The organism is Acidaminococcus hominis (genome assembly GCF_900291475.1).
Taxonomy (GTDB): Bacteria; Bacillota; Negativicutes; order Acidaminococcales; family Acidaminococcaceae; genus Acidaminococcus; species Acidaminococcus hominis.
On sequence record NZ_OLMM01000005.1, the window covers coordinates 807,681 to 821,130 of the forward strand.

Consider the following 13,450-nt stretch of genomic DNA (forward strand, 5'->3'; position numbering starts at 1 on the left):
AAAAACTATGTTATAATGGAAAGATGTTAACTGAGAGCTTACATACTGATGAGAGAATTTTAGAATAAGGACGGTGCTAATGATGAAAATTACCTTTTGCGGCGCTGACAAGATTGTAACCGGTTCCTGCCATCTGCTGGAAATCAACGGGAAAAAAATTCTGTTGGACTGCGGTATGTTCCAAGGTCCACGGCTGATTCGGGACCTGAACCGGAGAAATTTTATTTTTAATCCGGCGGAAATTGATGCGGTAATCCTAAGTCATGCCCATATTGACCACAGCGGCCTGCTGCCCAAACTGATTAAGGAAGGGTTCAAGGGTTTTGTCCACTGCACCCCGGTTACCGAAGAATTGTGCGAAATTCTGTTGCCCGACTGCGGCCATATCCAGGAATCCGATGCGGAGATTGCTACCCGGAAGGGCCTGCGGGCTGGCCGGGAAGCTGTGGAACCGCTGTATACGGTAGACGATGCCTATCTGGCCCTGAAACATTTTGTGACCCATGATTACGATGAGGATTTTGAACTGTATCCCGGGGTTACGGTCCGCTTCCGGGTGGCCGGCCACATCCTGGGCAGCGCCATTGTTACGTTGCAGTTGGAAGAAAACGGCAAAAAGACCAAATTGATTTTCACGGGAGATGTGGGGCAGCCCAACGTACCCATTTTGGACGATCCCTACCAGATTGCCGGGGCGGACTTTATTATCACCGAATCCACCTATGGTAACCGGATCCACGAAGTGGCGGACCGGGAGCAGGAGCTGTGCGACATTGTGAAGGACGCCCTTTCCCGGGGCGGGAACATCATTATCCCAGCTTTTGCGGTTGGCCGTACCCAGGTGATGCTGTACTACTTCCAGAAGCTTATGTCTTCCGGCAAGCTGCCGGTAGTGCCCATTATGGTGGACAGCCCAATGGCCATTCGGGCCACCCAGGTGATGCTGTTTAACCCTGATGAATATGATGAGGAAGCCAAGTCCATTTTCCAAAAACAGGGCGGACATCTGATTGATATGCCCAACGTGAAATACACCCAGACCACCGAGGAATCCAAGGCCATCAACGAAATGCCCAGCCCGGTCATCATCATTTCCGCCAGCGGCATGGCCGATGCCGGCCGGGTGCTGCACCACCTGAAACACAACCTGTGGCGGAAGGACAGCTCCGTGATTTTCGCCGGCTATCAGGCCGAAGGCAGCTTGGGGCGGCTGTTGGTAGACGGGGCCAAGAAAGTCAAGATCATGGGCGAAGAAATTGTGGTGGGAGCCAAGATCTACAATATGACCGGTTTCTCTGCCCACGCCGATAAGGAACAGCTGTTGGCCTGGTATAAGGGCATGAAAAATAAACCCAAGGCTTTCTTTGTGGTCCATGGGGAATACGATTCTGCCGATGCTTTTGCCCATACCCTGCGTACCGAATTGGGGACGGCGGCCTACATTCCCAACTATGGGGATAAGGCCATTATCGATGGCACCGACTGGCATATTGAAGAAACCCAGATTGTCCAAAGCGAAACTGCCGTCCAGAGCATGCGGGATTATATGCGGGGCTTCGAGAAGGATTACCTTACCTACAAGGGCAAGATTGAACGGATTGCCGCCCATGATCCCAAGAAGGTACCGGATGTACGCTCCAAGCTGGAAAAGATCAAGAAATACATCGACGATGTCATGAAGACCTTATAAAGAAATTTGGGTAAAGGAATTGCCACATATTTGACAGAGTGTGGAGAAAAGCATATAATTAGTAAGTCGAATTGATTTAGTTTATTTGGAGGATGCTTATTGACAAGCATCCTCTTGATTTATCTGTAATGTAAGAGGGGATTGGGCTTTTATGATTAGAAACGATTTACGTAACATCGCCATCATTGCTCACGTTGACCATGGCAAGACTACCTTGGTAGATGCTATGCTGAAACAGAGCGGTGTATTCCGTGCCAACGAACGGGTACAGGAAAGAGTCATGGACTCCAACGATCAGGAAAGAGAACGTGGGATTACCATCCTGGCCAAAAACACCGCTGTCATGCATGACGGCACCAAAATCAATATCCTGGATACTCCGGGCCATGCTGATTTCGGCGGCGAAGTAGAACGGGTATTGAACATGGTTGACGGCGTACTGCTGCTGGTAGACGCCTACGAAGGTCCTATGCCCCAGACCAAATACGTGCTGCGGAAAGCTTTGGAACACCATCTGAAACCCGTGGTGGTCATCAACAAGATTGACCGTCCGGACCAGAGAGTGGAAGAAGTGGTGGATGAAGTTCTGGATTTGTTCATTGAACTGAACGCCAGTGATGATCAGCTGGACTTCCCCGTAGTGTACGCTTCTGCCAAAAAGGGCGTTGCCAAACTGGCTATGGACGATGAAAGCACCAACCTGGAACCGCTGTTCCGCACCATTATCGAAAATATTCCGGCTCCCGATGTGGATACGGAAGCTCCCCTGCAAATGTTGGTCAATACCTTGGACTACGATGATTATGTAGGCCGTATCGTGATTGGCCGTATTGTCAGAGGTACCATCAAAAACGGTCAGAACATCTGCCTGATGCATGATGACAAGCGTTCCAACGCCAAGATTGGCCGTCTGTACACCTACGAAGGCTTAAAGAGAACGGAAGTGCCGGAAGCCAAAGCTGGGGACATCATTGCCCTGATTGGTCTGGCCAACGCTGAAATCGGGGATACCATTGCTGATGTGGACAACCCGGAACAGCTGCAGGGCATCAAGGTGGATGAACCCACCCTGTCCATGACCTTCTCTGTCAACGATTCTCCTTTTGCCGGCCAGGAAGGCGACTTTGTTACCAGCCGTCATCTGCGTGACCGTCTGTACAAGGAAATTGAAACCAACGTTAGTATGAAAGTGGAAGACACCGAATCTGCCGATACCTTCAAAGTATCCGGCCGTGGTGAACTGCATTTGTCCGTACTGATCGAAGCCATGAGAAGAGAAGGCTTCGAATTGCAGGTGGGCAAACCCAAGGTTATTATGCGCCGGGACGAAAATGGCAAGCTGCTGGAACCTATGGAAGCTTTGACCATCGACGTGCCCCAGGATTTCATGGGTGCTGTTATGGAAGCTTTGGGTATCCGCAAGGCTGAACTCCAGAACATGACCGAACTGGCTGGCTACCTGCGTATGGAATTCATTATCCCTGCCCGGGGTCTGATCGGTTTTCGGAACCAGTTCCTGACCGATACCAAGGGCAACGGTATCATGAACCACGTATTTGCCGGCTGGGGCGCTTACAAAGGCGATATCCCCGGCCGTACCAGAGGTTCCCTGGTTGCTTTTGAAGCTGGTGAAACCACTGCCTATGGTATTGATAAATGCCAGGCCAGAGGCACCATGTACATCAACCCGGGCGAACAGGTTTACGAAGGCCAAATCATCGGCGAAAACAGCCGTGAAGATGATATGGACGTAAACCCCTGCAAAAAGAAACACGTCAGCAATATGCGTGCTGCCGGTTCCGATGATGCAGTGCGCCTGATTCCGCCGCAAACCTTCTCCCTGGAACAAGCCCTGGAACACATCAACGACGATGAAACCGTTGAAGTGACTCCCAAGAGCATCCGGATGAGAAAGAAAATTCTGTCCCGTCTGGAACGTGCCCGCACCCGTGCGCGCAACGCCAAGGCATAAGAACGATAATGGCTTCGTAATGAGTATTTGTGGGTAGGGAGGAGCAGATTCCATGTTTTCTGGTTTCCATTCTGAAAAAAAGCATGAAGAAGAATACTTTGACCGGGATTTGACTTTGGTGCGTGCTCCGGCCCTGAAATTGATGCTCAGAACGCCTGCGGACCTGAAGGATATTGCTCACTACGGAAAGTTCCTCCTGGAAGGCAAGGGACTGCTTCTGGCTCTGGATCAGCTGGAGCCAGAGGATCAGACCCGGGCCAGGGACTACTTATCCGGCATCAGTTATACCCTGGGGGTTTCGGAAACGGAAGTTTCTCCGGACGTAATGCTGTATCTGCCCAGTGAGGTAGGAATTATCGAAGCATAAACCTAAAGCTGTGACCCCCTGGTCACAGCTTTTTTTAAAATGGGGGGAGCTGTGCCCCGGAAATTTGCAGGAAAGGAGCAGTTATGGCAGAGCAATTTGTGCATTTGCACACCCATACCCAATACAGCCTGCTGGATGGGTCCTGCCGGATTCCCGAGCTGGTCCGCTACGCCAAGGAGCTGGGCATGCCCGCCCTGGCGATTACGGACCATGGGGTTATGTACGGGGCCATCGAGTTCTATCAGGAATGTGTCAAGGCTGGCATCAAACCCATTATTGGCTGCGAAGTGTATATTACTTCCGGCTCCCGGTTGAAAAAGGACCTGGAAAGCCGGAGCAAAATGTATCATCTGATTCTTTTGGCAGAAAACAAGACCGGTTACCAAAACCTGATGAAACTGGTATCCATCGGGGAAGTGGAAGGGTTCTACTACAAACCCCGGATTGACATGGATGTGCTGCGCCAGTACAGCGAGGGGCTGATTTGCCTCAGCGCCTGCATAGCGGGGGAAGTGCCTCGGCATATCCTCCGGGGGGAATTGGAAACGGCAGAAAAGGTCATGCTGGAATACCTGGATATTTTTGGTCGGGACCGGTACTATTTGGAAATCCAAAATCATGACTTGCCGGAAGAAAAGACCGTCCGGGAAGAATTGCATAAACTGGCCAAAAAACACAATATCAAGCTGGTAGCCACCAACGACCTGCACTATATCCACCGGTCCGATGCTTCGGGGCAGGACATTCTGCTGTGCATCCAGACCAACGCCAATTACCTGGACCCCACACGTATGCGGTTCAACAACGATTCCTACTATCTGAAAAGCCGGGAGGAAATGGAGCAGTTGTTTCCTGAGGACCAGGAAGCTTTGGATAATACCCTGGAAATTGCGGAGCGGTGTAATCTGACTCTGGAATTTGGCCATTTGCTGCTGCCGGAATTTCCCCTGCCGGAAGGGGAAACCATGGATGGGTATCTCCGGAAGCTTTGTGAGGAAAGTTTTCCCAAACGCTATCCCAATGATGATGGAACGGCCCGGAAACGGTTGGAATATGAACTGGGCATCATCAAGCAGATGGGCTACTCCGGGTATTTTCTGATTGTATGGGATTTCATCAATTACAGTCGGACCCACGATATTCCGGTGGGCCCCGGCAGAGGCAGCGCCGCTGGTTCCATTGTGGCGTACCTTACCGGCATCACCAGTATTGATCCGCTGAAATATAATCTGATTTTTGAACGTTTCCTGAACCCGGAACGGGTAAGTATGCCCGATATTGATACGGATATCTGCTACGTGAAACGCCATCTGGTGGTGGATTATCTGGCCCGCAAGTACGGGGAAAGCCACGTTGCCCAGATTATTACCTTTGGTACCCTGGCAGCCAAGGCGGCCATCAAGGACGTGGGCCGGGCCATGGAGATACCGTTAAATGTAGTTAACCAGGTAAACAAGCTGATTCCCAATACGCCAGGCACTACCCTGGCAGGCGTATTGGAATCCAGCAAGGAACTGCGGGCCTTGCAGGAACAGGACCCTAATATCGCCCAATTGCTGGACTTTGCCCAAAAGGTGGAAGGCATGCCCCGGCACACCTCCACCCATGCGGCCGGCGTAGTCATTACGCCGGGGGAACTGACCAACTACGTGCCCCTGCAGATTACCTCCAGCAGTGACGATGAACACGAATACATCTGCACCCAGTACGACAAGGATCGTTCCGAGTCCCTGGGGCTTTTAAAGATGGATCTTTTGGGCCTGCGTACCCTGACGGTGATTGACGATGCGGTGAAAATGGTCCGGAAAAACCGGGGTATTGACCTGCATATTGAGGATATCGACCTGCACGACCCTAAAACCTGTCAGATGCTGTGCAGCGGGGATACGGCAGCCGTGTTCCAGATGGAATCGGACGGCATGACCCGGCTGATGAAGCAACTGGCGCCCGAGGGCATGGAGGACCTGATTCCCCTGGTGGCCCTGTACCGGCCCGGTCCCTTAGGCAGCGGCATGGCGGAAGACTTTATTGCCGGCCGTCACGGACACCGTACGGCCCAGGTACTCCACCCCCTGATGGAACCCATTGTGGCCGATACTTACGGGGTTATCCTCTACCAGGAACAGGTAATGCAGATCGCCTCCGCCCTGGCCGGTTTTACCCTGGGCGAAGCAGATATTCTGCGTCGGGCCATGGGCAAGAAGAAAGCCAGCGTACTGGACAGCATGAAGGAAAAATTTCTCCAGGGAGCAGAAAAGCTCCACGGCATCAGCCGGGAACTGGGGGATAAGATTTTCGCCTTGCTGCAGCACTTTGCAGGCTATGGGTTCAACAAATCCCACTCGGCAGCCTATGCCCTGGTAGCCTATCAGACGGCCTGGCTGAAGGCCAACTATCCGGTGGAATACATGGCGGCCTTCCTCAACAGTATTATCTCCACCGCCGACAAGGTCAGCTGGTATATCGGCGTTTGCAACGGCATGGGGGTAAAGGTGCTGCCGCCGGATATCAACAGCAGTGAAGCGGGCTTCTCTGTGGACGGTAAGAACATCCGCTTTGGCCTGGGGGCCATCAAAAGTGTCGGAGACGCAGCAGTATCCGTGATTTTGGAAGAACGGGAAAAACACGGCGTTTTTAAGGACTTTTTTGATTTTACCCGCCGGGTGGATCTCAGCAAGGTCAACAAGAGAGTGGTGGAAAATCTGATCAAGAGCGGTTCCATGGATACCTTCGGGCTGCGTCGGAGCCAGCTGCTGGCCATTATGGATCCGGCCCTGGATGTGGCTGCCAGCGAACAGCACGACCGGCTTACGGGCCAGCTGGGGCTGTTCGGGGAAGAAGATTTGGCCGGCAGCAATGCCATTCCCATTCCAGATCTGCCGGAAATTCCCCAGGCGGATATTCTCCGGCTGGAAAAGGAACTGATTGGCTTCTACGTTACCGGACACCCGCTGGATCGGTTCCGTAAGGTGCTGAGCCGGTATACACCGCTGTTAAAATGCACGGAAGAAAACTTCCGGGACGGGGAGAGAATTGCCGTAGGCGGCATTATTTCGGACCTGAAAATCCGCTCCACCAAAAATGGGGACCGCATGGCCACGTTTGTGCTGGAAGATTTGTCCAGCAGTCTGACGGTGATTGCTTTCCCCAGGGCTTATGCCAAGTGCCGGCAGAACATTGAAAAAGACCGGGTGGTGAGCATCCAGGGTGTTATCAAATTGGATGAGGAAGCCGTCCGAATCTTTGCCAATGCTGTGGAGCCTTTGCAGGAAATGGCCCAGGAAGTCCATCTCCACATTGGCAAGGGCATGAATACTTCCCAGGTCCAGCAGCAGCTGGGAGGCATTTTTATGGCCTTCCACGGGAAGAATCCCGTGTACCTGCACATTGCCGATACCCGGAAGGTTATCCGCACCGATCCCCGGTTCTGGGTGAATGCAGAGGAACCGGGCTTTGAGGATGCAGTGGTAAAAGTATTGGGTAGCGGCAGCCTGCACTATTAAATACTTGTTTATTTATCTATACCGACAGGAATTTTTCCCAGCTGAGGAAGAATTCCTGTTTTTTTGCTTTTGCGTGCTTGTAGAAAAGAGGGCTTTGGGTGTCTTTTGGAGAAAAACGGAAACAACTTTTTGCAGGCGGAGAAAAGCGGGGCTGGTACCCTGAAATTGAGATAATTCTTCTACAATTCTGTAGATATTTCTGTTACAGAAACCCCATGACCAGGAAAAAGAATGCCAAAATCCGGCGAAAAAGGAAGCTTCCAGGAGGAAATTTAACATTTGTGAAAAAGTGGGAAATAAGAAGAATCTTTTGCAAGGGATTAGCAATCTCTTGCAACAGGGGAAAACACGTGCTACAATGTGAAATGTGTGGTTTTGAACAATAAAGATTTTTAGGAGGTCGCTTTGTAATGAACATCGTTGTATGTGTAAAACAGGTGCCGGATACCGCAGAAATGAGAATTGACCCGGTTACCAACAACCTCGTTAGAGATGGTGTAACAAATATCATGAACCCGTATGACCAGTACGCTCTGGAAACGGCTTTGGAACTGAAAGATGAAATGGGTGCTAAGGTAACGGTTGTTACCATGGGACCTCCTCATGCAGAAGCTGTTTTGAAGGACTGCCTGGCAGTTGGCGCTGATGATGCCAAACTGATCAGTGACAGAGCTTTCGGCGGTGCAGATACCCTGGCCACCAGTGCTGCTATGGCTAACACCATTAAACATTTTGGCATTCCTGATCTGATCCTGTGCGGCCGTCAGGCTATCGATGGTGATACCGCTCAGGTTGGCCCTGAAATTGCAGAGCACTTAGACCTTCCGCAAGTTACCGGCGCTTTGAAAGTTAAGGTTGACGGCGATGAAGTAATCGTTGACAGAGATAACGAATACACTTCCCAAACCTTGGCTATGAAGATGCCTTGCGTAGTTACTGTAATGCGCAGCAAAGACCTGCGTTTTGCCAGCATCAAAGGCAAACTGAAAGCCAGAAAGACTGAAGTTCCCGTATATACCGCTGCTGATTTGCAGATTCCTCTGGACATTATTGGTAAACCCGGTTCCCCGACCCAGGTAATGAAGAGCTTTACTCCGAAAGTTACCCAGGTTCACGGCGAAATCTTCACCGATGAAGATCCTGCAGAAGCTGTAGATAAACTGGTTGCAAAACTGGTTGAAGACAAGATTATTACGAAATGAGGTTTGAAATAAATGGCTAACACGAAAGGTCTGAAGACCGGCAACGAAAAAGATTTATGGGTTTACGTTGAACATTATGATGGCAAACCCGTTCATGTAGTAAACGAACTGCTGGGTGAAGGCAGAACTTTGGCTGACAAATGCAACCAAAAACTGGCTGCTGTTTTGATCACCGATAAAGCAAATGACATTCCTCAACATCTGATTGCCCAAGGCGCTGACCTGGTATACGTAGTAGAAGATCCTTCCCTGAAGGAATATTCCACCGACCTGTACACCAACGCTTTCTGCGAACTGATTGCTGAATACCATCCTTCCGCTGTTCTGATCGGCGCTACCAACGACGGCCGTGACCTGGGTCCCCGCGTTGCTGCCCGTATGAACACTGGTCTGTGCGCTGACTGCACCATCCTGGATGTAGAAGAAAACGGCCTGGTTCATTGGACCCGTCCTGCTGCTGGTGGTAACATCATGGCTACCATCCTGTGCAAAGAACATACTCCGCAAATGGGTACCGTTCGTCCTAAGACCTTCAAGGCTCTGGCTCCCGATGCTTCCCGCAAAGGCGAAGTTATCAACTACACCCTGAAGAACCATGTAGAAGACCGCGTCAGAGTCATCAGAAAAGACCCTGTTGTGGTTGAAGGCGAAATGGCCATCGACGATGCAGAATACATTGCTTCCGGCGGCCGCGGCATGAAAGCCAAAGAAAACTTCGTTCTGCTGCAAGACCTGGCTCATGTACTGGGCGGCGCTGTAGGCGGTTCCCGTGCTGCAGTAGATGAAGGCTTCATTGAACATCCGCGTCAAGTAGGCCAATCCGGTAAAACCGTTACCCCGAAGATTTACTTCGCCTGCGGTATCTCCGGATCCGTACAGCATAAAGCTGGTATGAGCAAATCCGATACCATCATTTGCATCAACAAGGATCCGGACGCTCCTATGTTCCAAATCTCTCGGTATGGTATCGTTGGCGATGCTTTGAAGATTCTGCCTCTGCTGACTGCAAAGATCAAAGCTTTCAAAGAATCCTAATTCCATATGGAAATCCAATAGTCCGGGCTGTTTCAGCCCGGGCTATTTTTAGAAGGGGATCAATATGAAAAAGACAAAAATTATCTGCACCCTGGGACCAGCTACGGACAAAAAGGACCTGCTGGTCAAAATGATTCGGGCAGGGATGGACCTGGCCCGTTTCAACTTTTCCCATGGCTCCCACAGTGAATGCGAAACCCGCCTGAATCTGTTAAAGGAAGCTGTGAAGGAAACGGGAAAGGTCATTGGCTATGTAGCCGATACCAAGGGGCCTGAAATGCGGCTGGGTCTTTTCAAGGGGGATAAGACCACGCTAGTGCCTGGCAGCCACTTTACGCTGACGGTGGACGAGGTAGAAGGAACGGCAGAAAAGGCCCATGTAAATTATGCCGGCCTGCCTTCGGAAGTCCGCAAAGGGGATAAAATCCTCTTGAATGATGGGAAACTGTCCCTGGAAGTCCAATCCACCACCGACAAGGAAATTGATACCATCGTCATCAACGGTGGGGAAATCTCCTCCCGGAAACGGGTGGCAGTGCCTGGGGCTTTCCTGAAGCTGCCCTTTATGTCCAAACAGGACGAAGACGACATTACCTTCGCTGCCCAGCAGGGCATGGACTATGTGGCGGCATCCTTTGTGCGCAATGCCCGGGACGTTATGGAAATCCGCCGTCTGCTGGAACGGATTGGCTCCTCCATGGGGATTATTGCCAAGATTGAAAACCAGGAAGGCGTGGACAACATCGATGAGATTCTCCAGGTGGCCGACGGTGTTATGGTGGCCCGGGGGGATCTGGGGGTAGAGATTCCCATGGAAGATGTGCCCATTGTCCAAAAACAGATTATTGCCAAGTGCAACCAGCTGGGGAAGCCGGTGGTTACAGCTACCCAGATGCTGGAAAGCATGATTACCAACTACCGGGCTACCAGGGCAGAAGCCAACGATGTGGCCAACTCCATCTTTGACGGTACCGACGCTATTATGCTCAGCGGGGAAACAGCCTCTGGGGCGTATCCTTTGGAAGCGGTGCAGACCATGGCCCGGATTGCTACCCGGACGGAGCAGGCTTTCGATTATGTGACCTTGTTCCAGCATAAGGGTATTGGCGCCCATGTACAGATGACGGATGCCATCAGCCATGCTACCGTGCAGATTGCTACGGAACTGGAAGCCAACGCCATTTTGTCCATTACCGAGTCCGGCTATACCGCCCGGCTGGTGGCCAAATACCGGCCCAAAGCAACGGTGGTAGCCGTGTCACCGGTTCCTGCCAGCCTGCGCCGGATGACCCTCTATTGGGGCGTTACGCCGCTGATGGGGGACAACAGAACCAGCACGGATTCCCTGATTGAAACCTCCATTGAACGGGCTCTGGATGCAGACCTGCTGCACAAAGGGGATTCTGTGGTGGTAACGGCCGGCATGAACGTGGGCAAGGTGGGCAGCACCAACCTGATCCAAGTAATCCACGTTGGCCATAAGCTGGTGCAGGGCCAAGGCATTGGCAAGCGTGCTGCTACAGGCACCATTTGCAAGGTCCGGACCAAGTCCGACCTGGAAAACTTCCGCCCGAGCATGATCCTGGCAGTGGCCGCCCTGGAAAACGAAATGGGTACCACGGCAGCCCAGGCTGGCGGCATTATTGCAGAAGAAGGCGGTTTTACTTCTCCTGCGGCCATTATCGGCATCAACTATGGTATCCCTGTTATTGTAGGGGCTTCCGGCGTCATGGATGCTGTGAAGACCGGTGACGTGGTAACCCTGGATGTAGCTACGGGTTCCGTGTATGCTGGGAAAATCAACGTAAAATAAACCTGGAACCTTTCAGGCTGCAGAAAACCCCATCCGATCGGGTCGGATGGGGTTTGTCTTTGAGAAAGCTCAGGCTGCCTTGGCCTTGGAGCTGCGCAGCCGGTGCCAAAGCACGGCGAACAGGTAAGAGATGAACAAGATAATTACATAGAATAGGGCAATGGAAACGTGTTCCAGGGAGCCAAACAGTTTGTTCGTTACCAGTTCCAGTTGGTCGATGAAGAAGGGGTGGACCAGATAAATCAGGAAGGAACGGTCGGACATTTTCCGCAGGGCGGTTTTACAGGGATACCAGCCCTGTTTCAGCAGCAGGCTGAAGAACAGGATACAGGCAAGGGTGAACACCAGGCCAGGCAGGCTTAGCTGCTGCAGGTAATTGACCGTATCTTCATAGGGCATGCCCCACAGGTTGGTCCAGCGGTAGAACAGCCAGGTATTAAAGCTGGCGCTGAGCCCAAAGAACAGGGCTATGGGCAGCTTATGCCGGGTCAGCAGTCTGTCAAAGGCGCCGTAGTGCCGGGCAATGACCCCGCCCAGCATGAATACGAACAGATAGAAAAACGGAAAGTAGTTCAGCCGGTATTGGCACAGGTTCAGCAGCACGGGATTGTCTGCAATCCAGTCCGGATAGGACCAGAACACAAAGCTGAATTGGTACAGGGCCACCTGTAAAACAAACAAAATAGCCATGCCCAGCTTCAGGCCCATTTTTTCCAGAACCCGCATCATCCCTCGCCACAGGGGGAACAGGATGTAGAACCAGAGCAGAATCACCAGGAAATAGATGTGGTAGACGCCGGTGCCAAAGAAAAGACAGAACAAAACATTCTCTGGCAGCAATAGGTTAGGATTTTGTGAAGTAAAACTGTAATAACAGATGTATAATAGAGAGGTAACCACATAGGGGAGGGCTATGCTTTTTAGCCTTTTCTGAAGGAAGCGGCCATAGGAAAAGGGTTCTTCCAGGGGATGGGTGTAAAATAGCCCGTAGCCCGAAATGAAAAAAAAGGTGGGCACGCTGTAGCGGCTCAGAATATTGGTGATCAGAACCAAAAACGGGGTGGCAGCTTCCGCACTGACGGCCATACTGCCTACGTGGATGGCAATGACCCCCAGCATACAGATGCCCCGCAGATTATCAAATATGGGATTGCGCTTTCTCACGAAAACCTCCAGGCTTACTCCCGGTGCCTGCAAACCAGGCAAAACCAGGAAATTTATGCTAACTTAATCATTATAAGTATCTCCGGAAAGAAGAACAAGAGGTTTTTCTGGTTTCTTACGGAGTATTTTCTTTTTCGCTGATTTTTCTCAGATTCTTGCAAGAAGGGAGACGGTTTTGTGGAAGTGAAACTATTGGTGCGGGGAGCCCTGCTGTTGGCAGTAGGGGCACTTTCCCAGCAGCTGCGGCTGGTACTGCCCCTGCCGGTGCCGGTCTTGACTTTGCTGATAGGGACGCTGGTCAATACGGTACTGTTTCTCAGCAGCCGGTATACCTCCTCCCAGCTTGCCTGGGTCACTGCGCTGGCGCTGCCGGTGATTGCTTTTTTTCAGGGGCATATTCAGCCCTTTTTGATTCCAGTGATTTTTTTGGGCAACGGGATTTATGTGGAGCTGACAGGGCGCAGAAAGAGTTTGCGCTGGACCCTGTTTTGGGCTCCGGCGGTGAAAAGCCTGGTCCTGGGCCTGTGTCTTAGCCTGGGCCAATTGTTGGTGCTCCAGCTGCCGCCTGCCATGCTACCGCCGGTCCTGGCTGCGTTTTTGCCCTTCCAATGGCTTACCGGTATGGCCGGGGTTCTTCTGGGCCAGCTGCTGGAAGGCCGGATTCATGACTAGCTAACATAGATTTATAAACTTTGTTACATTAA

9 protein-coding genes are annotated in these 13,450 nt (G+C 51.6%); 8 read left to right on the plus strand and 1 reads right to left on the minus strand.

The genetic code is table 11. The annotated features are described in order from the left end of the window. Positions 1-82: 82 nt before the first annotated feature. From C7E10_RS10190 to pyk, 7 genes are all read left to right on the plus strand, one after another. The gene (locus tag C7E10_RS10190) at positions 83-1,690 is read left to right on the plus strand and encodes an MBL fold metallo-hydrolase RNA specificity domain-containing protein (protein ID WP_105327449.1); all 1,608 of its coding nucleotides are present in this window, start codon (positions 83-85) and stop codon (positions 1,688-1,690) included. Positions 1,691-1,841: 151 nt separating this feature from the next. Next, positions 1,842-3,662, plus strand: coding sequence for a translational GTPase TypA (gene typA, locus C7E10_RS10195; RefSeq protein WP_105327169.1), 1,821 nt, complete (start codon positions 1,842-1,844; stop codon positions 3,660-3,662). A gap of 52 nt (positions 3,663-3,714) precedes the next feature. Beyond that, complete coding sequence (gene sepF, locus C7E10_RS10200; RefSeq protein ID WP_105327170.1) at positions 3,715-4,029, plus strand: cell division protein SepF; 315 nt, start codon at positions 3,715-3,717, stop codon at positions 4,027-4,029. Positions 4,030-4,112: 83 nt separating this feature from the next. Further along, positions 4,113-7,532, plus strand: a complete 3,420-nt coding sequence (locus tag C7E10_RS10205; protein WP_105327171.1) for a DNA polymerase III subunit alpha — start codon at positions 4,113-4,115, stop codon at positions 7,530-7,532. 410 nt (positions 7,533-7,942) lie between these two features. Further along, on the plus strand, positions 7,943-8,734 hold the full coding sequence (locus C7E10_RS10210; RefSeq protein WP_105327172.1) for an electron transfer flavoprotein subunit beta/FixA family protein: 792 nt from the start codon (positions 7,943-7,945) through the stop codon (positions 8,732-8,734). Between the two features lie 12 nt (positions 8,735-8,746). Next, on the plus strand, positions 8,747-9,769 hold the full coding sequence (locus C7E10_RS10215) for an electron transfer flavoprotein subunit alpha/FixB family protein (RefSeq protein WP_105327173.1): 1,023 nt from the start codon (positions 8,747-8,749) through the stop codon (positions 9,767-9,769). 64 nt (positions 9,770-9,833) lie between these two features. After that, on the plus strand, positions 9,834-11,582 hold the full coding sequence (gene pyk, locus C7E10_RS10220; RefSeq protein ID WP_105327174.1) for a pyruvate kinase: 1,749 nt from the start codon (positions 9,834-9,836) through the stop codon (positions 11,580-11,582). A 69-nt stretch (positions 11,583-11,651) separates the two neighbouring features. Here the strand turns inward: pyk and C7E10_RS10225 are convergent, their stop codons facing one another. Next, positions 11,652-12,746 (minus strand): acyltransferase, encoded by a 1,095-nt coding sequence (locus C7E10_RS10225; RefSeq protein WP_105327175.1) that lies wholly within the window; start codon positions 12,744-12,746, stop codon positions 11,652-11,654. Positions 12,747-12,923: 177 nt separating this feature from the next. Between C7E10_RS10225 and C7E10_RS10230 the strand changes: the two genes are divergently transcribed. Further along, entirely contained in the window at positions 12,924-13,418 is a 495-nt protein-coding gene (locus C7E10_RS10230) for a hypothetical protein (protein WP_105327176.1), read from the plus strand. Positions 13,419-13,450: the final 32 nt, after the last annotated feature.

Coding starts and splice junctions, on each gene's coding strand:
- typA (WP_105327169.1), top strand. CDS start 1,842: ATGATTAGAAACGATTTACGTAACATCGCCATCATTGCTCACGTTGAC.
- C7E10_RS10205 (WP_105327171.1), top strand. CDS start 4,113: ATGGCAGAGCAATTTGTGCATTTGCACACCCATACCCAATACAGCCTG.
- C7E10_RS10190 (WP_105327449.1), top strand. CDS start 83: ATGAAAATTACCTTTTGCGGCGCTGACAAGATTGTAACCGGTTCCTGC.
- C7E10_RS10210 (WP_105327172.1), top strand. CDS start 7,943: ATGAACATCGTTGTATGTGTAAAACAGGTGCCGGATACCGCAGAAATG.
- sepF (WP_105327170.1), top strand. CDS start 3,715: ATGTTTTCTGGTTTCCATTCTGAAAAAAAGCATGAAGAAGAATACTTT.
- pyk (WP_105327174.1), top strand. CDS start 9,834: ATGAAAAAGACAAAAATTATCTGCACCCTGGGACCAGCTACGGACAAA.
- C7E10_RS10215 (WP_105327173.1), top strand. CDS start 8,747: ATGGCTAACACGAAAGGTCTGAAGACCGGCAACGAAAAAGATTTATGG.